Consider the following 20,899-nt stretch of genomic DNA (forward strand, 5'->3'; position numbering starts at 1 on the left):
CTCAGAGCACCGTCTCCTGCGCCACGCTGCGCGCCATGGCCGCGGCCGCGCCCAGGTAGCCGGCCGGGTCGGTCAGTTGCGCCAGCTTATCCATGCCCAGCTTGGCGACGATCTCCTGATGGCGCGACAGGACCGCCAGCAAGGTCTCGCCCTTTTCGATCGCCTCCTTGCAGGCCTCGTAGACCACGTCATGCGCGTGCTGGCGGCCGATGGCAGGCGCCAGTCCCATCATCACCGCCTCCGCCACGATCAGGCCGCCGGTCAGGTCCAGGTTGCGGCGCATGCGCTTGGCGTCCACCGTGAGGCCGCTCAGCATGAAATGCGCCTGGTGCAGCGAACCCGCCATCAGCATGAAACTCTCCGGAACCGCGCTCCACTCCAGGTGCCAGGGGCCGGTGGCGCGTTCGAAATCGTGCATCAGCGCGTCCAGCATCAGCGCGGCGCGCTCGCGCAACATCTTGGCGGCGGCGAACATCAGTTCGCTGGAAATCGGATTGCGCTTCTGCGGCATGGTCGACGACGCCCCGCGCCCGGGCACGAAGGGCTCGGCCAGTTCGCCGAACTCGGAGGCGCACATCATCATCACGTCCATCGCGATCTTGCCCAGCGAACCGCCGATGGCGGCCAGCGTGGAAACGATCTCGGCCAGGCCGTCGCGCGCCACGTGCCAGGTGATGGCGGGGTTGGACAAGCCCAGTTCGGCGGCGAACGCCGCCCGCACCTTCAGGCCGTCGTCGCCGCTGCCCAGCGAGGCCAGCGTGCCGGCGGCGCCACCGAACTCCACCATCAGCGCGCGCGGCTTGAGCTGCTGCAGGCGCTCGGCGTGACGGTTCAGCGCCGACAGCCAGACCGCGCAGCGAAAGCCGAACGTGACCGGCAAGGCATGTTGCAGGTGGGTGCGGCCGGCGGTGACGGTATCGGCGTGCTCGGTTGCCAGTTTCTTGAGCGCGCCGCGCACGGCGTCGAGCTGCGTCTCGATGATGGCCACGGCGTTCTTGCACTGGATCATGGTGGCGGTATCCATGATGTCCTGGGTGGTGGCGCCCCAATGCACGTAGCGACCGGCCTCGCCGCATTGCGCGCTGATCTGCTTGACGATGGGCAGGATGGGATAGCCGACGATCTCGGTCTCGGCGCGCAGCTGGTCGACGTCCAGCCGGTCGTAGGACGCCGCTGCGGTGATCTGCCGCCCCGCCTCCGGCGGGATCACGCCGACCTTGGCCTGAGCGCGCGCCAGGGCGGTTTCGGCGTCGATGCAGGCGGTGATGTAGGCGCGGTCGTCGAACACGGCGCGCATCGCCTCGGTGCCGAACATGTCGCGGAAAAGGGAAGAATCGAAAACGGTGGTTGCCATGTCTGAGTCCTGTTCTGTGTTCCGTGCCGTGACGCGCGGATAATTATGTACGTACTTATTATAAGTTCGAACATAATAGGCAGGACACCGCAGGATGTCAACGCGGCCCGGCGCCCGCAGGCCCCGGAGAAAAAGGGTGAGCGAGGCCGGGCTCCGGCCGGAACCGGAACTGCAAGAAGAAATTGCCTTGATCGGCCCGGGGCGCGAACCCTCTGCCCGGCCTGAATGCGGAACTACGCGGAACGGTGGGGAAAGGTCAGCGCTTCAGATTGAGCGCGTAGGTAAAGCGATCGGCCGGGAACACGCTGACGGTGACTTCGAACACCTCGCCGTTCTGGTCCAGGTAATGGCGCGTGATCTCCAGCGCATGCGAATCGGCAGCCACCCCCAGCGCCTGGGCGAAACGTTCAGGAACGCCGACGGCGCGGATCTCCTGCTGCAACTCGGACACCACCCGGCCGTATTTCTCCTCGACCGCCTCGCAGATCAGGCCCGTGCTCTTGCGCAACTGGCGCCGGATGCCGGAGGCGACGGAATGATCGAGGTAGACATCGGTCCAGCAGATCGGCGCATCCGGCTTGGCCGGATCCACCCGCAGCATGGCCGCGCGCAGCCAGCGATGGCCGGCGTCGCAGCGCAACTGGGCCGACAGGATGTCGTCGCTCTCGATCTCGTCGATGGACTGGATATGGCGCTCGGTGACCGCGGCGAACTGCACCAGGTCTTCCACATTCGAAATGGATTGCTCGAAAGGCCGTTGCGGCTTCAGGGCCTCGATGCGGATGCCGGCGCGCTTGCGGCGCGAGATCAGGCCAAGGTCCTGCACCATCTGCAGCGCCGAGCGCACCGTCGAGCGGCTCACGCCGTATTGCACGGACAGCTCGATTTCGCTGGGAAGGGCCGCGCCGATGCCGAGTTTTCCGGTGGAAATTTCATCGATGAGCTGCTGGGCGAGCTCGGCGTAGCGCGGTTGCATAGAGTTTTGGGCGGTTGGCGGGGAATCGCGCCATGGTAGCGGCTGCGCCCCTGTTTGCCAAGCGGACACACCGCGCCCACGGCCACGGCGCGTGGGCGGAACGAAGGCGCAGTCGCGGTTGACGCTCTCGAAAAAAAACAATATAGTCCGGACATATTATAAAGTCCGTACATATTAACCAGACTAGGAGGCAACATGTCAGCAACACCCACCACCGGCGAGGCGCCGGTCGGCCAAACCCGGCCAGCCCGGCGCAAGCCCTGGTACTACCGCCTGGGCCCGCAGATCTTCGTCGGCATCGCTCTCGGCATCGCGCTGGGTTTCATCGCGCCCAAGGCGGCGATCCCGATGAAGGTGCTGGGCGACATCTTCCTCAACCTGATCAAGACCATCGTCGCGCCACTGGTCTTCCTCAACGTGGTGCTGGGCATCGCCGCCGCCGGCGACCTCAAGAGCGTGGGCCGCATCGGCCTGCGCGCCCTGCTCTACTTCGAGATCGTCTCCACCATCATCCTGGTGATCGCCATGGTGATCGCCAATGTTTCGGGCGTCGGCGCCGACCTGCATCTGGTGCCGGACGCCGCCGAAGCCGCGGCCGGCAGCGCCAAGTACGCCAAGTCGGGCACCACGTTCTCGCAGTTCCTGCTGTCGATGTTCCCGCACAGTTTCTTCGGCGCCTTCGCCGAAGGCGCGCTGCTGCAGATCCTGGTGATCGCGGTGCTGTTCGGCGCGGCCGTGCTGGCGCTCAAGCCGGAACAGCGCAAGGGCGTGGAGTCTGCCCTGCACGGCATGTCCGACTGCTTCTTCAAGCTCACCGACATGATCATGAAGCTGGCGCCGATCGGCGCCTTCGGATCGATCGCCTTCGCCATCGGCAACAGCGGCATGTCGGCCATCCTCTCCCTGGGCTACCTGCTGCTGGTGATGTACGCGTCGCTGGCGCTGATGATCGTGGTGGTCATGGGCGTGATCATGCGCCTGTACGGCTTCAACATCTTCCTCTTCCTGCGCTATTTCAAGGATGAGATCGTACTGCTGTTCGCCACCGCCTCCTCGGAGAGCGCGCTGCCCAGCCTGATCGACAAACTGCAGAAACTGGGTTGTTCCAGGCAATCGGTCGGGCTGGTGCTGCCCACCGGATATGCCTTCAACCTGGACGGCACGGCGGTCTACATGTCGCTGTGCGTGCTGTTCCTGGCCAATGCCTACGGCATCAACCTCACCTTCGAACATCAGCTGGGCATCATCGCGCTGATGATGATCACCTCCAAGGGCGCCGCGACCGTCTCGGGCGGCACCTTCATCGTGTTCGCCGCCACCGTCACCGCCGCCGGGGTACTGCCGGTGGAAGGGCTGCCGCTGCTGCTGGGCATCAATCGCCTGACCTCGCAGGCGGTGTGCATCTGCAACGCCATGGGTAACGCGGTGGCCACCATGGTGGTGTCCAAGGTCTGCGGCGAGTTCGATCCCGCGCCGATGCGCTCGGAATACGCCCGCGTGCTCGGCCGCCCCGCCAACGCCGCGATCTGAGCCTCCCTTTTTTAGAACAGAAACAGACAGAGAAGAAAGAACCTCATGAGAATCACCGATATCCGCGACCTCTCCATCAAGATGGAAGGCAACATCGCCAACGCCTTCGTCAGCTTCGCCGAGCACGACATTTCCCTGGTGGCCCTGGTCAGCGACGTGGTGCGTAACGGCCGCCCGCTGGTGGGCTACGCCTTCGACTCGATCGGCCGCTTTGCCCAGTCCGGCATCCTGCGCGAACGGATGATCCCGCGCCTGCGCCGCGCGGCGCCCGAGTCGCTGCTGTCGGAAGACGGCAAGCTGTTCGATCCGGCCAAGGTGCTGCAGGCCATCATGCGCAACGAGAAGCCCGCCGGCCACGGCGACCGCGCTGCCGCTGCCGCCGCCATCGAGCTGGCGGTGTGGGACCTCAACGCCAAGATCCTCGACGTGCCGGCGCATGTGCTGATCTCGCAGGCCTTCGGCGGGCGCGGCAAGGCCGACGGCATCGAGGTCTATGCGGCGGGCGGCTACTATTACGCCAACGAAAGCGGCGCCACCCTGAAGGACGAACTGCAGTCCTACGCCGACATGGGCTTCTCCAGCTTCAAGATGAAAATCGGCGGCGCCTCGCTCAAGGAAGACATCGCCCGCATCGAGTCGGCGCTGAGCGTGGTGGATGGCGACGGCAGCCGCCTGGCGGTCGACGCCAACGGCCGCTTCGACCTCAAGACCGCCCTGGCCTACGCCGAAGCGATTGCGCCCTACAAGCTGCGCTGGTACGAAGAGATCGGCGACCCGCTGGACTATGACCTGAACCGTCGCGTGGCCGAAGCCTATCCGGGTCGCATCGCCACCGGCGAGAACCTGTTCTCGGCGCAGGACATCAAGAACCTGGCCCTGTACGGCGGCATGCGCCGCGGCCTCGATTACTTCCAGATGGATCCCGGCCTTTCCTACGGCCTGACCGAATTCGCGCATGCGGTGGCGGTGCTGGAAGAGCTGGGCTACGAGCGCAGCCAGGTACATCCCCACGGCGGCCACATGATCAACCTGCACATCGCGGCCGGCCTCGGCCTGGGCGGCTGCGAAGCCTATCCCGGCGTGTTCCAGCCGTTCGGCGGCTACGCGCCGGAGTGCTCGCTGGGCGGCGGCAGGGTGCATCCGACCCAGGCGCCGGGCTTCGGGCTGGAGCAAAAGCGCGAACTTGCGCCGTGGCTGGAAAAGATCGTCGGCTGAGGCCTTCCTTGGCGTGACCAAACGGCGGGCGTCGCGGATGCGGCGGCCCGCCGTCTTTTTCGGCCATGGCCCGCATCGGCTATCATGGCGGCATCCCAACCGCAGCGCCGCCTGTTGCCATGGCAACGAAACCTTCCCCCTCCACCGCCGACATCCACTTGCGCAGCTATCGCGAAGAACCGCTGGCGCACAGCCACGACTTTCCGCAGCTGGTGCTGCCGCTGTCGGGCCGGCTGGAGCTCGACATCGCGGGCCGCCAGGGCCTGGCCGACGCCGCCACCGGCGCCTTTGTCGAACCGGGCGCCACGCATGCCACCAGCGCGGCGGGCGCCAATCGCTCCCTGATCCTGGATCTGGCGCCGGCCATGGTGGGCGCGCAACTGATGGAGCAGCTGGTGCTGCGCCCGTTCATGCCGCTGCCGCAGGCGGCCGGCAAGCTGGTGGAGTTCATGGGCCTGATGCTGCAACAGCAGCAGAAGATCGCGGCGGCGCAATTGCAGCACTGGGTGCCGCTGCTGCTCGACACGCTGGCGATGACCGCACCGCGTGCGCACTCGCGGCTGCATGTGCTGATGGCGAAGATCGAGGCCGAACCCGGCCTGCCGTGGTCGGTGGCGGAAATGGCCGCGGCGGCGGCGATCAGTCCCAGCCGCCTGCACGAGTGGTTCCGGCAGGAAACCGGCGACACGCCCCGCGCCTGGCTGGCCGAGACGCGGATGAAGCGCGCCTGCGAACTGCTGCGCACCAGCCCCCTGCCCTTGTCGGAAGTCGCCCTGCGCTGCGGCTATGCCGACCAGAGCGCGCTGTCCAACGCCATGCGCAAGCTGCGCCACACCACCCCGGCCGCCTACCGCCGCGCGCAGCAGACGCCGCTGCCGCTGGAGTAGGCTGCTCGCGTGCTCATCTGCGCGCTTATCTGCGCGCTCCTCTGCGTTTTTATCCTCGCTTCAATTGTCAGCCGCGCAGGCATTGCGTGAAGTAAGCCGCAAAGTGCAAGTAGTCCGGCGTGGGCAGTCCCTGCTGCTTGGCCTGGTCGTCCCAGCGGCGCAGGCGCACCGCGTCGGCCGCATGCGCACGGGCGATGAAGGCCTGGGCCTGCGCCTCGTCGAAGATCCCGCCCTGCAGCTGCAAACTGCGCACCGAGTCCTCCGACAGCATGGAGAAATACGCGGCGTCGGTGGCGCACAGATAGCGCTTGGCGTCGACATGCAGGGCGATCGGCGCCAGCACGTCGTCGCCGAACAGCTGGCGCAGGAAAGGCAGGATGCGGTACTGGTGCAGGTCGTCGATGCCGGCCATGGTCGGGGTGTCGCCGTGGTCTTCCAGCATGTGGCCGAGGTCGTGCAGCAGGCTGGCCACGATCAGGGCCGGCGCCGCGCCGTCGGCTTCGGCCAGCGCCGCCGACTGCAGCGCGTGCTCCAGCTGGGTGACCGGTTCGCCGGTGTATTGGGTGTGGCCGTGCCGCTCGAACAGCAGGCCGATGTCGTCCAGGGTCAGGGCCATGGTGCGCCTCGGTCGATAGGGATGCGTTGAAAGCGGCCACTATAGTCCGCCCGCGCTTCAGTTTGATGACAGGCGCGTGACACCGGCCCTGAAAATCGCCGCAGCCAAGCAAAAACGGCGAACCTTGCGGTCCGCCGTCTTGCACTGTTTCACTCCACCGCTGCGGGCGCACGGCCCGCAGCGCTTACATCACTTGAGGTCGAAACGATCCAGCTCCATCACCTTGGTCCAGGCCGCCACGAAGTCGCGGGCGAACTTTTCCTTGGCGTCGGCGCTGGCGTAGACCTCGGACAGCGCGCGCAGCACCGAGTGCGAACCGAACACCAGGTCGACGCGGCTGCCGGTCCACTTGACGGCTCCGGTCTTGCGGTCGCGGCCTTCGAACTCTTCCGGCGACTTGGCCCTCCACTCGACGCCCATGTCCAGCAGGTTGACGAAGAAGTCGTTGCTCAGCTGGCCTTCACGCTGGGTGAACACGCCTTGCTTGCTGCCGCCGGCGTTGGCGCCCAGCACGCGCAGGCCGCCGACCAGCACGGTCATCTCCGGCGCAGTCAGGGTCAGCAGCTGCGCACGGTCGATCAGCAGGTCTTCCGCGCGCACGGCGTAACGCGCCTTCTGGAAGTTGCGGAAGCCGTCGGCCAGCGGTTCCAGCGGCACGAAGGAATCGACGTCGGTCTGCTCCTGGGTGGCGTCGGTGCGGCCCGGGTTGAAGGGCACCGTCACGTTCACGCCGGCGTCCTTGGCGGCCTTCTCGACTGCGGCGCCGCCGGCCAGCACGATCAGGTCAGCCAGCGAGACGGTCTTGCCGCCCTTGCCGAACTCGGCCTGGATGCCTTCCAGCGTCTTGAGCACCTGCGCCAGCTGGGCCGGCTGGTTGGCCGCCCAATCCTTTTGCGGGGCCAGGCGAATGCGCGCGCCGTTGGCGCCGCCGCGCTTGTCGCCGCCGCGGAAGGTCGAGGCCGAGGCCCAGGCGGTGGACACCAGCTGCGGCACGGTGAGGCCCGAAGCCAGTACCTTGGCCTTGAGCTCGGCGATGTCCCGGCCGTCGATCTGCGCGCCTTGCGCCTTGGGCACCGGGTCTTGCCAGATCAGTTCTTCGGCCGGCACTTCCGGACCGAGGTAGCGCGAACGCGGGCCGAGGTCGCGGTGGGTCAGCTTGAACCAGGCGCGGGCGAAGGCGTCGGCGAACTGGTCCGGGTTCTGCAGGAAGCGGCGCGAAATCTTTTCATACGCCGGGTCCACGCGCAGCGACAGGTCGGTGGTCAGCATGGTCGGCAGGCGCTTACCATTGCCCTGCGGATCGGGGATCACCGCTTCGGCGCCCTTGGCCACCCACTGGTGGGCGCCGGCCGGGCTCTTGGTCAGCTCCCATTCGTAGTTGAACAGGTTCTCGAAGAAGTAATTGCTCCACTGCGCCGGAGTCTGGGTCCATGTGACTTCCAGGCCGCTGGTGATGGCGTCGCTGCCGGCGCCGCTGCCGAAGCTGCTCTTCCAGCCCAGGCCCTGGTGTTCCAGGTCCGAGCCTTCCGGCTCGCGGCCGACGTGTTTGGCGTCGCCGGCGCCGTGGGTCTTGCCGAAGGTGTGGCCGCCGGCGATCAGGGCCACGGTCTCTTCATCGTTCATCGCCATGCGGGCGAAGGTTTCGCGGATGTCCTGCGCGGCGGCCAGCGGGTCGGGCTTGCCTTCCGGGCCTTCCGGGTTCACGTAGATCAGGCCCATCTGCACTGCGGCCAGCGGGTTTTCCAGGTTGCGGCCGGCCGGTTCGGTGCGGTCCTGCTCGTTGCCGTGGCGGTCGGCGTCGGCGGTGATCTCGCCGGACGGGCTGCCGTTCTTGCCCTTGCCGTAACGGTCGTCGCCGCCCAGCCAGGTGGTCTCGGTGCCCCAATAGACGTCCAGGTCCGGTTCCCATACGTCTTCACGGCCGCCGGCGAAGCCGAAGGTCTTGAAGCCCATGGTTTCCAGCGCGACGTTGCCGGTCAGGATCAGCAGGTCGGCCCAGGAGATCTTGTTGCCGTATTTCTGCTTGATCGGCCACACCAGGCGGCGCGCCTTGTCCAGGCTGACGTTGTCGGGCCAGCTGTTGAGCGGGGCGAAACGCTGCTGGCCGCGCCCTGCGCCGCCGCGGCCGTCGCCGATGCGATAGGTGCCGGCGCTGTGCCAGGCCATGCGGATGAACAGCGGGCCGTAGTGGCCGAAGTCGGCCGGCCACCAGTCTTGGGAATCGGTCATCAGCTTGGCCAGGTCGGCCTTGACGGCGGCCAGGTCCAGGCTCTTGAAGGCTTGTGCGTAATCGAAGTCCTCGCCCATCGGGTTGGACTTGGACGAGTGCTGGGCCAGCAGGTCCACCCGCAGCTGCTTGGGCCACCAGTCACGATTGCCGGTGCCGCCGCCGGCGGTGTGGTTGAAAGGGCATTTGGCTTCGTTCGACATGCGATCTTCTCCTTGTTCATCGACCCAACGAGTCTTCACGCCCGGACCGGGAACGGGCATGTGTTGTATGGCTGCGCGGCGCAGCGGCCAAGAGGCTGGCGACTGCGCGCGGCCGGCTTGTAGCGACACGATGCTGGCTGCGTAATACGACGGCGTGATGACGCCTCGACTCCGTTGCCGGCCTTCGCGCCCCGGTCAATCAAATAGAATCATTAATGTAATGCATCGAAACGAACGAGTTGATTGTCATTTTGTATAATTGATTTTGGTATTTTCAATTTCCCTTTCGGTGCGTTCTGAGTGCCAGTGTATGCTGCCGGCCATGGATTCGCTGATTTCCGCCGCCGCCCGCGCCCTTGCCGCCGGCGATCCGCTGGGTGCGCTCAAGCGCGTCGCCCTGCGTGAAGATCCGCCGGCGCTGGCCCTGCGCGGCATCGCCATGGCCCAGCTGGGCGAACATGCGCGCGCCCGCGAGTTGCTTCGTCGCGCGGGCAACGCTTTCGGTTCCCATGAATCGCTGTCCCGTGCGCGCTGCGTGGTGGCCGAGGCCGAGGTGGCGCTGGCCGAGCGCGATTTCGCCGGCTCGCCGCGCGCGCTGGAGGCCGCCCTCGCCACCCTCGAGGCCCACCAGGATATTCCCAACGCCATCCAGGCGCGACTGATCGCCGCGCGCCGGCTGTTGCTGCTGGGCCGCCTGCCGGCCGCAGCCGGCGCGCTGGCGCCGCTGGCCGGACAAGCGTTGGCGCCGCCGACGGCGGCCCTGGCCGGCCTGCTCAACGCCGAGCTGAAGCTGCGCTCGCTGCAGCCCGCGGCCGCCGGCGCCGATCTCGATGCCGCCCGCGCGGCGGCGCAAAGCGCCGGCATCCCGGCGCTGCTGGCCGAGGTGGAAGAAACCGCGGCGCGGATGTCGCGTCCGGCCGCGCGCCGCATCCGGCCGCACGCGGAGCAGGTGCTGCGCGTGGACGAAGTGGCGGCGCTGCTGCAGTCGCCGGCGCTGGTGGTGGATGGCTGCCGCCGCACGCTGGGCGCCGGCGGCGTGCGCATCCCGCTGGCCCGGCGGCCGGTGCTGTTCGCCCTGGCGCGCGCGCTGGCCGAAGCCTGGCCCGGCGAAGCGCCGCGCGAACGCCTGATCGAGCAAGCCTTTCGCACCCGTTCCCCGGATGAGACGCACCGCGCCCGACTGCGCGTGGAGATCGGGCGGTTGCGCGCGCTGGTCAAGGGCCTCGCGCGGATCGACGCCGGCGCGCTCGGTTTCTCCCTGCGCCCGCTGGACGGCGGCGAGGTGGCCTTGCTGGCGCCGCCGCTGGAAGGCGACCAGGCCGAGCTGCTGGCGCTGCTGGCCGACGGCGCGGCCTGGTCGACCTCGGCGCTGGCCCTGGCGCTGGATGCCAGCCAGCGCACCGTCCAGCGCGCCCTGGCCGAGCTGGAGGCCGGCGGCCGGGTGCGCTCCATCGGCCGCGCCCGCGCGCAGCGCTGGCTGGCGCCGCCGCTGGCCGGATTCACGACAATCTTGTTACTCCCGGCGGCGCTGGCGTTGGAATAAAGTGTCTTCATCGCGCCGGCAAACAGATGTATCAAGGCGCCAACCCATCCAAGGAGTGTTGCCATGGACACCAGCCAAACCGCCGCACGCGATGCAAGCGTGGCAAGCGCAGCCGACATCGTGCGTGAATACGGCCCCTTCCCGGGCGCACCCGCGATCCACGGCGTGACCTGGGACGGCGGGCAGGTATGGGCCGCCACCGGCACGCGCCTGCTGTCCATCGATCCGGCCACCGGCGACGCCGGCCGCGCGCTGGAGCGCCCCTGCGACGCCGGCACCGCCTTCGACGGCAAGCACCTCTACCAGATCGCCGAGCAGCGCATCGACAAGATCGATCCCGCCACCGGCGAGGTGCTGGCCTCGATCCCGGCGCCCGGCCACGGTTTCGACTCGGGCCTGACCTGGGCGGAAGGCAGCCTGTGGGTGGGCCAGTACCGCGACCGCAAGATCCATCGCATCGATCCCGCCACCGGCGCCATCCAGCGCACCATCGAATCGAAACGCTTCGTCACCGGCGTGACCTGGGTCGACGGCCAGCTGTGGCACGGCACCTGGGAAGGCGACGACAGCGACATCCGCCGCATCGACCCCGACAGCGGCGAGGTGCTGCAGCAGCTGCGCATGCCGCCGGGCACGGGCGTAAGCGGCCTCGAGTCCGACGGCGCCGACCTGTTCTACGCCGGCGGCGGCGCCAGCGGCAAGGTGCGCGCGGTGCGCCGGCCGAAGTAAGACCCGCCTTTTCTCTTTCACCTTCGTCAATCAATCGCATGGCCTTCACTGGCCAGGGAGTCCCTCATGGATATCGCACATCACCCCGTCGTCTCCACCGACCAATGGCTGCAGGCGCGAGGCCGGCTGCTGGAGCGCGAAAAGGAAATCATGCGCCTGCAAGACCGGCTGGCGGCCGAACGCCGCGCGTTGCCCTGGCGCGCGGTGGACAAGGACTACCGCTTCGACACGCCCGAAGGCCTGCGTAACCTGCCCGAACTGTTCGCCGGCCGTCGCCAGCTGCTGGTGCAGCACTTCATGTTCGGCCCGGGCTGGGAGGAAGGCTGCCCCAGCTGTTCCTACATGGCCGATCACAGCGACGGCATGAACCCGCACCTGGCGCAGCGCGACATCACGCTGGTGGCGGTGTCGCGCGCGCCGCTGGCCGAGATCGCGCGCTTTCGCCGGCGCATGGGCTGGCGCTTCGACTGGGTGTCTTCGCATGGCAGCGACTTCAATGCCGATTTCGGCGTCAGCTTCGATGCGCGCGAGCAGGCCGCCGGCGAGGTCGACTACAACTACGCCCGGCGTCCCTTCCCGCATGCCGAGGCGCCGGGCATCAGCGTGTTCGTGCAGGGCGAGGACGGCCGCATTTATCACAGCTACTCGACCTACGGCCGCGGCGTGGAAGTGATGATGGGCGCCTACCGCCTGATGGATCTCACGCCCGGCGGCCGCGGCGAGCGCGATGTGCCGCACAAGATGGAATGGGTGCGCCATCACGACCGCTACGAGCGCCACGAACGCTCGGCGACGCCGGCCGGCGTAGCGACGGAGTCGTCATGCTGCCGCGGCCGCGGTTGAACGGACGCGCCGCGTCGGCCGGCTCCCGCAAAATGCGAATCCCGGCTCGCGGCGCATATCCCTGGCTGCTGTCGCTGCTGGCCTGCGGCTGGCACTTCGCCGCCTTGCTGCTGGCGCCGGCGATGCCCTTGTGCGGCGGCGCGAAAAGCGGGTCGATGCTCGCTCTCTTGGCCCTTGCCGGGCTGCACGCCGTGGCCGTGCCGGTCGCAGCCTGCAGTCCGGCGTGGCTGGCGCGCATGCTGCCCGCAGGCAAGAGCGGACGGCCCGCATTGCCGCAAAGGAAATACGAGTCGGCTCCAAGCTCAGGTCAACCGTAAGCCGTCTGGATCGTTGTGGGAAGCGTTGCCCGGAAATCGGGCGGCGCCACTCCATCTCCACCATCACAACGCCACCATGACGGAAGCTACTGAAAACCTGGAACACGCGGAGCATGCCCATGCCTCCGGCAACAAGAAACTGGCCTTGCTCATCGCGATCCTCGCGCTGGTCCTGGCGGTCACCGAAACCCTGTCCAAGTCCTACCAGACCGAAGTCATCCTGAAGCACCAGGAGGCGGCGAACCTGTGGGCCTTCTTCCAGGCCAAGTCGATCCGCGGCAACTCGGCGCAACTGGCCAAGACCCAGCTCTCGCTGCTGGGCAACGCCAAGGATGAGCGCATCGTCGCCGCCATCGCCAAGCTGGACGACGCCATCGCCCATTACGACAGCGACGAGAAGAGCGGCGAAGGCAAGAAGGAGCTGTCGCACAAGGCGCGCGAGGCCGAGCACGAGGCCCATGCCTACATGGAGAAATACGAGAAGATGGAGATGGCCGCCGGCATGCTGCAGGTCGCCATCGTGCTGGCCTCGGCCACCATCATCACCGGCGTGGGCGTGCTGGCCTACCTGTCGATGGGCATCGGCGTGGTCGCGCTGGCCTTCATCGGCGCCGGACTGTTCATGGTGGTCTGAGCCGCTTCCCTGCCACCGCCCGCCATGGCATGCCCAGGCATGTCCAGCGCGGGCGGCGCGCCTCCCTCCGGAACCGCCGGTTCGCGACGATTCCACAAAATCTCCGTAGTTTGCGCCAAGCCTTGCCCCTGCGGCCAAGGCATACTGCGAGGCTCGCAGTTTTCCTGGCAAAGATTTTCAGACGATGAGTTCCAATACGATCCTGCGCGGCATCCTGTTCGGCGCGCTGACCGGCGCGGCCTGGGGCCTGGTGTTCCTGGCCCCCGAACTGACCCGCGATTTCTCTCCCTGGCAGCTGGCGGCCGGCCGTTACCTGGCTTACGGCCTGTTCGCCGCGGTGCTGATCGCGCCGCGCCTGCGCGCGCTGCTGCCGCACCTGGGCCTGGCCGAATGGCGCGCGCTGGTGTGGCTGAGCCTCTTGGGCAATGTGGTGTACTACGTGTTCCTGGCCAGCGCCGTGCAGATGGGCGGCATGGCGATGACCTCGCTGGTGATCGGCTTCCTGCCGGTGGCGGTGACCATCATCGGCAGCCGCGGCAAGGGCGCGGTGCCGATCGCCAAACTGGCGCCGTCGCTGGCGCTGGGCCTGGCCGGCATCGCCTGCGTGGCCTGGCAGTCGTTGGGCGGCGCGCAGGCGTCGGCGGCCGGCTCGCAGCAGGTGATCGGCTTCTTCTGCGCGCTGGGCGCACTGGTGTCGTGGACCACCTATGCGGTGGGCAACAGCCGCTGGCTGGCGCGGCTGCACGCGATTTCGGCGCATGACTGGAGCTTGCTCACCGGGCTGGTCACGGGGCTGCTGTCGCTGTTCATCGCGGTTCCCGCCTTCACCATCCTGCTGGAGCCGCGCAGCGGCGCGCAGTGGACGAGCTTCATCGGCGTGTGCGCCGGCGTGGCGATCTTCGCTTCGATCTTCGGCAACGCCTGCTGGAACAAGGCCAGCCGCCTGCTGCCGCTGACCATGATCGGGCAGATGATCCTGTTCGAGACGCTGTTCGCGCTGCTCTACGGCTTCCTGTGGGAGCGCCGCCTGCCTACCCTGCTGGAGACGGCGGCGATGGTGCTGGTCACCGCCAGCGTGATGCTGTGCGTGTCGGCGCACAGGGTGGTGGATGAAGGCGGCGGACACTGAACCTGCCCTCGCCAATGAAAAACGCCTTGCGCTCTACAGCCGCAAGGCGTTTTGTTTTGGGCTGTGGAAAACTCAAGTTTGCTGGGCGAGCTTCTTCAACACATGCGAGGCCGCCACCAGTCCGAACGAGGCGGTCACCACCATCGCCGAGCCGAAGCCGGCGCAGTTCAGGCCGGTCACGCCGCCTTGCGTGACATCTTGCGCCGCAGCCATGTCGGCGGCGTCGCCGCCGATGTCCATGTCCTCGCCGCCCGCGGCGGCCGGATCGATCACGCAGGCCTCGCCTTCGCCGAACTCCGGAAAGCGCAGCGGCTCGGTGGAAAACACGGCGTCGATGTGGAACTTGTTCTTGGTCCCGCGCGGGAAGCCGTGCTGCGAACGCAGGCGCTTGCGCACCTTGGCCAGCAGCGGCTCCTGCTCGGTGCGGCAGAGGTCGCGGATCTCGATCATGGTGGGATCGATCTGGCCGCCGGCGCTGCCGATGGTCACCAACGGGATCTTGTGGTCGCGGCACCAGACCATCATGGCAACCTTGGCCGGGACGTTGTCGACGGCATCGACCACGTAATCAAAACGGTCGGTGCCGATCATCTGCGCCACATTCCCGGGATCGACGAAGTCTTCCACCTCGGTCACCACGCAGGTCGGGTTGATCAGCATGATGCGCTCGCGCAGCGCGGTCACCTTGGCTTTCCCCAGCGTATCGGACAAGGCGTGGATCTGGCGGTTGACGTTGGACTCGGCCAGGTTGTCGAGGTCGATCATGGTGATGTGGCCGATGGCGCTGCGCGCCAGCGCCTCCACGATCCAGGAACCGACGCCGCCCACGCCCACCACGCACACGCGCGCGTTGCGAAAACGCTCCAGGGCGCGGGCGCCGTACAGGCGCGCCACGCCGCCGAAGCGGCGGTCGTAGTCGATATCGTGCAGGCCGGCGTCGGCGGACGCGCCCGTGGTGTTGTCTGCGGTAGTGCTCATGGAACTGGTCTGCTATGGATGTGCCGGAAGTCGGCGGACGATGCCGCATTATCCCGGTTTTGCCGCCGGCCTGCCGGGGCGGGCCAGGCCGGCGATGTCCGGGCCTTACATAAAAAAGGGCCGCAGCGTGCGGCTGCGGCCCTTTCTGACGACAGGCTGCGAGGGCTTACACCACCGCGCCGCCGTTCTCGTCCTTGACCTTGACCGGCTTGATCAGGTCTTCGCGCTTCACGCCCAGCCACATGGCCAGGGCGGCGGCGACGAACACCGACGAATAGATGCCGAACAGGATGCCGATGGTCAGCGCCAGCGCGAAGTAGTGCAGCGTCGGGCCGCCGAAGAAGAACATCGCCAGCACCATCATTTCGGTGGAGCCGTGGGTGATGATGGTACGCGACATGGTGCTGGTGATCGCGTGGTTCAGCACCTCGGGCGTGGACAGCTTGCCGAAGCGGCGGTCGCGGAAGGCTTCGCGCACCCGGTCGAACACCACCACCGATTCGTTGACCGAGTAGCCCAGCACGGCCAGGATCGCGGCCAGCACGGTCAGCGAGAACTCCCACTGGAAGAAGGCGAAGAAGCCCAGGATGATGATCACGTCGTGCAGGTTGGCGATCACCGCCGCCACCGCGAACTTCCATTCGAAGCGGAAAGCCAGGTAGATCACGATGCCCACCACCACCATGGCCAGCGCCATCAGGCCGTCGTGCGCCAGCTCGTCGCCCACCTGCGGACCGACGAACTCGACGCGCTGCAGGCGCACCTCCGGATCGTCAGCCTTCAGCGCGGCGGTCACCTTCTCGCTTTGCTGGCTGGCGTTCACGCCCGGTTGCGCCGGCAGGCGGATCATCACGTCCTGGGCGGTGCCGAAGCTCTGCACCAGGGTGTCGCGGTAGCCCAGGCCTTCCACCGACTTGCGGATCTTCTCCAGGTCGGCCGGCTTGCTGTAGGCCATTTCCATGACCGTGCCGCCGGTGAACTCGATCGAGAAATGCAGGCCCTTGGTCAGCAGGAAGAACACTGCCGCCACGAAGGTCAGCGCCGAGATCGCGTTGAAGATCAACGCGTTGCGCATGAAGGGAATGTCTTTTTTGATGCGGAAAAATTCCATCGCTATCCTTTCGGTGCCGGCCGCGGGGCGAAGCCCTGCGCGGTCCGGCTTAAATCACTGTCGGTCCCGTCGTGCCGGTCACTTCACTTCGCGCTTGGCCGAAGCCTTGCCGGAAGTGGTCAGGGTCTCGCCGTCCGGCTTCCAGATCTGGCCGATGGCCAGGCTGGAGAGCTTCTTCTTGCGGCCGTACCAGAGGTTGACCACGCCGCGCGAGAAGAACACGGCCGAGAACATCGAGGTCAGGATGCCCAGGCAGTGCACCACCGCGAAGCCGCGGATGGCGCCCGAACCGAAGATCAGCAGCGCGAGGCCGGCGATCAGGGTGGTCACGTTGGAGTCCAGGATGGTGGCCCAGGCGCGGTCGAAGCCGGCGGCGATCGCCGCCTGCGGCGAGTTGCCGGCGCGCAGTTCCTCGCGGATGCGTTCGTTGATCAGCACGTTGGAGTCGATCGCCATGCCCAGCGCCAGCGCGATGGCGGCGATACCAGGCAGCGTCAGCGTGACCTGCAGCGTGGACAGCAGCGCCACCAGCAGCAGCACGTTGATCGACAGCGCCAGGGCGCTGAAGAAACCGAACAGCTGGTAATAGATCACCATGAAGATGGCCATCGCCGCGAAGCCGTACAGCACCGAGTCGAAGCCCTTCTTGATGTTGTCGGCGCCCAGCTGCGGGCCGATGGTGCGTTCTTCGATGATGTCCATCGGCGCGGCCAGGGAACCGGCGCGCAGCAGCAGGGCCAGGTCGCCGGCGGCTTCGGGCGAACCCATGCCGGTGATCTGGAAGCGCGAGCCCAGCTCGGAGCGGATGGTCGCCACGGTCAGGACTTCGCCCTTGCCCTTTTCGAACAGCACGATGGCCATCGCCTTGCCGACCTTTTCACGGGTCGCTTCGCGCATCTTGCGGCCGCCGTCGCCGTTGAGGTCGATGCTGACCGCAGGCTGGTGGTTCTCGTCGAAGCTGGCCGAGGCGTTGGAGATGTAGTCGCCGGTCAGCACCGGTTCCTTGTTCAGCACCACCGGGGCACCCTTGCCGATCTTGAACAGCTCGGAGCCGAACGGGATGGCGGTGGTCTCTTCGGTGCCGCGCACCACGCTCTCGTCGACCATGCGCACTTCCAGCGTGGCGGTGCGGCCGATGATGTCCTTGGCGCGCGAGACGTCCTGCACGCCCGGCAGCTCGACCACGATGCGGTCGGCGCCCTGGCGCTGGATCAGCGGCTCGGCCACGCCCAGCTCGTTGACGCGCTTGGACAGGGTGGAGATGTTCTGCTTGACGCCGTCTTCCTGGGTCTGCTTCAGCGCTTCGGGACGCAGCGTGGCGACCAGCTTGAGGTCGTCGCCGGCGCCGGCGTCGGTGAGCACCAGTTCCTGCATCTCGGCCAGGGTCGAACGGGCCTTGTTGCGGGTGTCGGCGTCGCGGAAGGAGATCTCGATGGTGTCGCCGCTGCGGCTGATGCCGGAGTGGCGGATGTTCTTGTCGCGCAGCAGGCTGCGCACGCTCGATTGCAGGCCTTGCAGGCGCTTGTTCAGCACGGCCTTGATGTCGACCTGCATCAGGAAGTGCACGCCGCCGCGCAAGTCCAGGCCCAGGTACATCGGGAAGGCATGCAGGCTCTGCAGCCACTGCGGGGTGTTGGGCAGCAGGTTGAAGGCGACGATGTAGGTCGGATCGGTGGGATCGGTATTCAACTGCTGCTCCAGCAGGGCCTTGGCCTTGAACTGGATGTCGGTGGTCGCGAAACGCGCGCGCACCGACGGCTGGGCGCCAGCGCTGTCGAACGCCACGCTCTCTGCGGGCAAGTTGCCTTGTTTCAGGATTTCGTCAACGCGGCCGGCCACGGTGGCCTCGACCTTCAGGGTCGACTTGGCGCTGCTGATCTGTACGGCGGGCGATTCGCCGAAGAAGTTCGGAACGGTGTAGATCACGCCGAACAGAAGGGCCGCGACGATCAGTACGTATTTCCAGAGAGAGTAACGATTCATGGTCTTGTGCTTCTAGCTTCCAGAAAGGGCTGCACCGGCCGGGCGGTGCAGCGCAGAACCCGAGGGCTCTAACAACATGGGCGCATCAGCGATGCGCCCATTGGTCCCGTGCGGCCGGATTACAGGGCCTTGATGGTGCCCTTGGGCAGCAGGGTGGTGACGGCGCCCTTCTGCACGATGATCTCGTTGCCTTCCGACACTTCGATGGTGATGTAGGCATCGCTCACCTTGGTGATGCGGCCCAGCATGCCGCCGGAGGTCACGACTTCGTCGCCCTTGCCCAGCGCGTCCATCATCGCCTTCTGTTCTTTCTGACGCTTCATTTGCGGGCGGATCATCAGGAAGTACAGCACGACGAACATCAGGATGATCGGCAGGAAGCTGGTCAGGTTACCCAGCATGCCGCCAGGTGCTGCAGTTGCCGTTTGTGCGAATGCGTCGGAAATAAACACGTGGTGCTCCAAAGGTTGATTGAAAAATAGCCCTGCATTCTAGCACTGCGCAGGCGCTATTCCGCCAAATCGGGACGGCTTGCCGGAGATCAAGATCCATTTGGCGATTTTCCCCGCAATTTGCAGTCGTTTGACCGGACCGGCGCCGGCGCCCCGCTTTGACCGTTATCAAAACGTCATCGCGAGGGCCGGGCAAAACTTGTACAGTGGCAAACAAAAAACAGAAACAGGCGAAACGACGCGTTTCGCCGCGACCGACAGGAGACCACGCATGCTGCCCACCACGCCGCAAAGCTACGAGGACATCGCCTCGGACTTTCGCTGGAACATTCCCGAGCACTACAACATCGGCGTCGACGTCTGCGACAAGTGGGCCCTGCGCGAACCCGACCGGCTGGCGCTGATCCACATCGCCCGCGACGGCGGCGTGCGCCGCTACAGCTTCGGCCAGATGCGCGCGCTGTCCAACCGCATGGCCAACCTGCTGCGCGCGCACGGCGCGGCCCAGGGCGACCGCATCGGCATCCTGCTGCCGCAGGCGCCGGAGACGGCGTTCTCGCATGTGGCCGCCTACAAGAACGGCTGCATCGCGATCCCGCTGTTCGCCCTGTTCGGCGCCGAGGCGCTGGAATACCGGCTGCACGACAGCGGCGCGAAGATCGTCGTCACCAACGCCGAAGGCGCGGCCAAGCTGGCCGGCATCCGCGACAGGCTGCCCGAGCTGAAGACGGTGTTTACCATCGACGGCCCGCAGCCCGGCACGGTCGACCTGCACGCGGCGCTGGCCGGGCACGGCGAGGACTTCACGCCGGTCGACACCCGCGCCGACGACCCGGCCGTGATCATCTACACCTCCGGCACCACCGGCCAGCCCAAGGGCGCGCTGCACGCGCATCGCGTCCTGCTGGGCCACCTGCCGGGCGTGGAGATGTCGCACAACCTCTATCCGCTGGAAGGCGACCGCATCTGGACGCCGGCCGACTGGGCCTGGATCGGCGGCCTGCTCGACGTGCTGCTGCCGTCCTGGCACCACGGCGTGGCGGTGGTGGCGCACCGCTTCGAGAAATTCACCGGCGAGGCCGCCTTCCAGCTGCTGCAGGATCACGGCGTACGCAACTGCTTCCTGCCGCCAACGGCGCTGAAGATGATGCGTACCGTGGCCGAGCCCGAAAAGCGCTGGAAACTGAACCTGCGCTCGGTGGCCAGCGGCGGCGAGTCGCTCGGCGCGGAGCTGCTGGACTGGGGCCGCAAGACCTTCGGCCTGACCATCAACGAGTTCTACGGCCAGACCGAATGCAACATGACGGTCTCCTCCAACGCCGCCGTCATGCCGGCCCGCCCGGGCAGCATCGGCCGCGCCGCGCCCGGCCACCGGGTGGAGATCGTGGACGACCAGGGACGGCAGCTGGCCGTCGGCGAACAGGGCAACATCGCGGTGCGCCGGCCTGATCCGGTGATGTTCCTGCAGTACTGGAACAAGCCCCAGGCCACCGCCGACAAATTCGCCGGCGACTGGCTGCTGACCGGCGACACGGGCGTGAAGGACGACCAAGGCTATATCCGCTTCGTCGGCCGCGACGACGACGTCATCACCTCGGCCGGCTACCGCATCGGCCCCGGCGAGATCGAGGACAACCTGCTGCAGCACGCGGCGGTGAAGATGGCTGCGGTAGTGGGTGCGCCGGACGCCGAGCGCACCGAGATCGTGGTGGCCATCGTGGTCTTGAACGCCGGCTTTGCCGGCGACGCGGCGATGAAGCGCGAGCTGCAGCAGCACGTGAAGACGCGGCTGGCGGCGCACGAGTATCCGCGCGAGGTGTATTTCGTGGAGGAGTTGCCGATGACGACCACCGGCAAGGTGATCCGGCGGCAGTTGCGGGATATGGTGGCGGGGTGGCGCGCGGCCTGAGCCTGAGCTTGGCCAGGCAAGACACAATCGGCGTTTTCGTCACGCCGGCGCCGGCGGCGATCCGGTGGCTTTCGTCGTGTCCGACCGCAACTGAACGTCGCTGGGTCCCCGCCTTCGCGGGGACGACAGTGCAGAGGTAGCGTCTACCTCCGCCGGTTCAAATTCCCCGCTCCTTGTCATCCCGGCGCAGGCCAGGATCCAGTGACTTTCGTCGCGTCGCGACGGCAGCTTAACGTCGCTGGGTCCCCGCCTTCGCGGGGACG

Annotated in this window: 18 protein-coding genes; 10 read left to right on the forward strand and 8 right to left on the reverse strand. The window is 67.0% G+C overall.

Annotated features, from left to right (window positions below; translation table 11 throughout):
* Position 1 precedes the first annotated feature (1 nt).
* The gene (locus CEJ42_RS20930; protein ID WP_088752420.1) at positions 2–1,354 is read right to left on the reverse strand and encodes a class-II fumarase/aspartase family protein; all 1,353 of its coding nucleotides are present in this window, start codon (positions 1,352–1,354) and stop codon (positions 2–4) included.
* Between the two features lie 256 nt (positions 1,355–1,610).
* Complete coding sequence (locus tag CEJ42_RS20935) at positions 1,611–2,330, reverse strand: GntR family transcriptional regulator (RefSeq protein WP_088752421.1); 720 nt, start codon at positions 2,328–2,330, stop codon at positions 1,611–1,613.
* Between the two features lie 195 nt (positions 2,331–2,525).
* Here CEJ42_RS20935 and CEJ42_RS20940 point away from each other — a divergent pair, with 195 nt between their 5' ends.
* From CEJ42_RS20940 to CEJ42_RS20950, 3 genes are all read left to right on the forward strand, one after another.
* The gene (locus CEJ42_RS20940) at positions 2,526–3,860 is read left to right on the forward strand and encodes a cation:dicarboxylate symporter family transporter (RefSeq protein ID WP_079216047.1); all 1,335 of its coding nucleotides are present in this window, start codon (positions 2,526–2,528) and stop codon (positions 3,858–3,860) included.
* A 45-nt stretch (positions 3,861–3,905) separates the two neighbouring features.
* The gene (locus tag CEJ42_RS20945; protein WP_088752422.1) at positions 3,906–5,075 is read left to right on the forward strand and encodes an enolase C-terminal domain-like protein; all 1,170 of its coding nucleotides are present in this window, start codon (positions 3,906–3,908) and stop codon (positions 5,073–5,075) included.
* Between the two features lie 119 nt (positions 5,076–5,194).
* The gene (locus tag CEJ42_RS20950; protein WP_088752423.1) at positions 5,195–5,962 is read left to right on the forward strand and encodes a helix-turn-helix transcriptional regulator; all 768 of its coding nucleotides are present in this window, start codon (positions 5,195–5,197) and stop codon (positions 5,960–5,962) included.
* Between the two features lie 67 nt (positions 5,963–6,029).
* Here the strand turns inward: CEJ42_RS20950 and CEJ42_RS20955 are convergent, their stop codons facing one another.
* Together CEJ42_RS20955 and katG are read right to left on the reverse strand one after the other, a co-directional pair.
* Entirely contained in the window at positions 6,030–6,578 is a 549-nt protein-coding gene (locus tag CEJ42_RS20955; protein WP_088752424.1) for a phosphonate degradation HD-domain oxygenase, read from the reverse strand.
* A 189-nt stretch (positions 6,579–6,767) separates the two neighbouring features.
* On the reverse strand, positions 6,768–9,008 hold the full coding sequence (gene katG / locus CEJ42_RS20960; protein WP_088752425.1) for a catalase/peroxidase HPI: 2,241 nt from the start codon (positions 9,006–9,008) through the stop codon (positions 6,768–6,770).
* Positions 9,009–9,330: 322 nt separating this feature from the next.
* On the opposite strand from katG, the gene CEJ42_RS20965 reads away from it, so the two are divergent.
* The 6 genes from CEJ42_RS20965 (at position 9,331) to CEJ42_RS20990 (ending at position 14,203) form a co-directional block, all read left to right on the forward strand.
* Entirely contained in the window at positions 9,331–10,551 is a 1,221-nt protein-coding gene (locus tag CEJ42_RS20965; RefSeq protein WP_088752452.1) for a helix-turn-helix domain-containing protein, read from the forward strand.
* 63 nt (positions 10,552–10,614) lie between these two features.
* Positions 10,615–11,280 carry a Vgb family protein gene (locus CEJ42_RS20970; protein ID WP_088752426.1) on the forward strand — a complete coding sequence of 222 codons (666 nt, stop codon included), beginning with the start codon at positions 10,615–10,617 and terminating at the stop codon, positions 11,278–11,280.
* A gap of 66 nt (positions 11,281–11,346) precedes the next feature.
* Positions 11,347–12,123 carry a DUF899 domain-containing protein gene (locus CEJ42_RS20975; RefSeq protein ID WP_088752427.1) on the forward strand — a complete coding sequence of 259 codons (777 nt, stop codon included), beginning with the start codon at positions 11,347–11,349 and terminating at the stop codon, positions 12,121–12,123.
* Positions 12,102–12,440, forward strand: coding sequence for a hypothetical protein (locus CEJ42_RS20980; RefSeq protein WP_088752428.1), 339 nt, complete (start codon positions 12,102–12,104; stop codon positions 12,438–12,440). The genes CEJ42_RS20975 and CEJ42_RS20980 overlap by 22 nt, the downstream gene beginning before the upstream one ends.
* 76 nt (positions 12,441–12,516) lie before the next feature.
* Positions 12,517–13,074, forward strand: a complete 558-nt coding sequence (locus CEJ42_RS20985) for a DUF4337 domain-containing protein (protein ID WP_079216061.1) — start codon at positions 12,517–12,519, stop codon at positions 13,072–13,074.
* Between the two features lie 184 nt (positions 13,075–13,258).
* On the forward strand, positions 13,259–14,203 hold the full coding sequence (locus CEJ42_RS20990) for a DMT family transporter (RefSeq protein ID WP_079216064.1): 945 nt from the start codon (positions 13,259–13,261) through the stop codon (positions 14,201–14,203).
* Between the two features lie 72 nt (positions 14,204–14,275).
* Here the strand turns inward: CEJ42_RS20990 and CEJ42_RS20995 are convergent, their stop codons facing one another.
* The 4 genes from CEJ42_RS20995 to yajC all read right to left on the reverse strand — a co-directional run bounded on the left by CEJ42_RS20995 (position 14,276) and on the right by yajC (position 18,676).
* On the reverse strand, positions 14,276–15,181 hold the full coding sequence (locus tag CEJ42_RS20995; protein WP_088752429.1) for a tRNA threonylcarbamoyladenosine dehydratase: 906 nt from the start codon (positions 15,179–15,181) through the stop codon (positions 14,276–14,278).
* A gap of 166 nt (positions 15,182–15,347) precedes the next feature.
* Positions 15,348–16,292 carry a protein translocase subunit SecF gene (gene secF / locus CEJ42_RS21000; RefSeq protein ID WP_079216068.1) on the reverse strand — a complete coding sequence of 315 codons (945 nt, stop codon included), beginning with the start codon at positions 16,290–16,292 and terminating at the stop codon, positions 15,348–15,350.
* Between the two features lie 78 nt (positions 16,293–16,370).
* Complete coding sequence (secD, locus tag CEJ42_RS21005; RefSeq protein ID WP_088752430.1) at positions 16,371–18,275, reverse strand: protein translocase subunit SecD; 1,905 nt, start codon at positions 18,273–18,275, stop codon at positions 16,371–16,373.
* 119 nt (positions 18,276–18,394) lie between these two features.
* Complete coding sequence (gene yajC / locus CEJ42_RS21010) at positions 18,395–18,676, reverse strand: preprotein translocase subunit YajC (RefSeq protein ID WP_237772531.1); 282 nt, start codon at positions 18,674–18,676, stop codon at positions 18,395–18,397.
* Positions 18,677–18,998: 322 nt separating this feature from the next.
* On the opposite strand from yajC, the gene CEJ42_RS21015 reads away from it, so the two are divergent.
* Positions 18,999–20,636, forward strand: coding sequence for an acyl-CoA synthetase (locus CEJ42_RS21015; protein WP_088752431.1), 1,638 nt, complete (start codon positions 18,999–19,001; stop codon positions 20,634–20,636).
* The last annotated feature ends 263 nt before the right edge of the window (positions 20,637–20,899 follow it).

Source organism: Herbaspirillum robiniae (assembly GCF_002213415.1).
Lineage (GTDB): Bacteria > Pseudomonadota > Gammaproteobacteria > Burkholderiales > Burkholderiaceae_D > Herbaspirillum > Herbaspirillum robiniae.

What these genes read in the sequence shown, in the direction of transcription:
- secF (WP_079216068.1), bottom strand. Translation starts at nt 16,292, where the DNA reads ATGGAATTTTTCCGCATCAAAAAAGACATTCCCTTCATGCGCAACGCG.
- CEJ42_RS20975 (WP_088752427.1), top strand. Translation starts at nt 11,347, where the DNA reads ATGGATATCGCACATCACCCCGTCGTCTCCACCGACCAATGGCTGCAG.
- CEJ42_RS20955 (WP_088752424.1), bottom strand. Translation starts at nt 6,578, where the DNA reads ATGGCCCTGACCCTGGACGACATCGGCCTGCTGTTCGAGCGGCACGGC.
- katG (WP_088752425.1), bottom strand. Translation starts at nt 9,008, where the DNA reads ATGTCGAACGAAGCCAAATGCCCTTTCAACCACACCGCCGGCGGCGGC.
- CEJ42_RS20980 (WP_088752428.1), top strand. Translation starts at nt 12,102, where the DNA reads ATGCTGCCGCGGCCGCGGTTGAACGGACGCGCCGCGTCGGCCGGCTCC.
- CEJ42_RS21015 (WP_088752431.1), top strand. Translation starts at nt 18,999, where the DNA reads ATGCTGCCCACCACGCCGCAAAGCTACGAGGACATCGCCTCGGACTTT.
- CEJ42_RS20935 (WP_088752421.1), bottom strand. Translation starts at nt 2,330, where the DNA reads ATGCAACCGCGCTACGCCGAGCTCGCCCAGCAGCTCATCGATGAAATT.
- CEJ42_RS20990 (WP_079216064.1), top strand. Translation starts at nt 13,259, where the DNA reads ATGAGTTCCAATACGATCCTGCGCGGCATCCTGTTCGGCGCGCTGACC.
- CEJ42_RS20930 (WP_088752420.1), bottom strand. Translation starts at nt 1,354, where the DNA reads ATGGCAACCACCGTTTTCGATTCTTCCCTTTTCCGCGACATGTTCGGC.
- CEJ42_RS20945 (WP_088752422.1), top strand. Translation starts at nt 3,906, where the DNA reads ATGAGAATCACCGATATCCGCGACCTCTCCATCAAGATGGAAGGCAAC.
- CEJ42_RS20950 (WP_088752423.1), top strand. Translation starts at nt 5,195, where the DNA reads ATGGCAACGAAACCTTCCCCCTCCACCGCCGACATCCACTTGCGCAGC.
- yajC (WP_237772531.1), bottom strand. Translation starts at nt 18,676, where the DNA reads ATGCTGGGTAACCTGACCAGCTTCCTGCCGATCATCCTGATGTTCGTC.
- CEJ42_RS20970 (WP_088752426.1), top strand. Translation starts at nt 10,615, where the DNA reads ATGGACACCAGCCAAACCGCCGCACGCGATGCAAGCGTGGCAAGCGCA.
- CEJ42_RS20985 (WP_079216061.1), top strand. Translation starts at nt 12,517, where the DNA reads ATGACGGAAGCTACTGAAAACCTGGAACACGCGGAGCATGCCCATGCC.
- CEJ42_RS20965 (WP_088752452.1), top strand. Translation starts at nt 9,331, where the DNA reads ATGGATTCGCTGATTTCCGCCGCCGCCCGCGCCCTTGCCGCCGGCGAT.
- CEJ42_RS20995 (WP_088752429.1), bottom strand. Translation starts at nt 15,181, where the DNA reads ATGAGCACTACCGCAGACAACACCACGGGCGCGTCCGCCGACGCCGGC.
- secD (WP_088752430.1), bottom strand. Translation starts at nt 18,275, where the DNA reads ATGAATCGTTACTCTCTCTGGAAATACGTACTGATCGTCGCGGCCCTT.
- CEJ42_RS20940 (WP_079216047.1), top strand. Translation starts at nt 2,526, where the DNA reads ATGTCAGCAACACCCACCACCGGCGAGGCGCCGGTCGGCCAAACCCGG.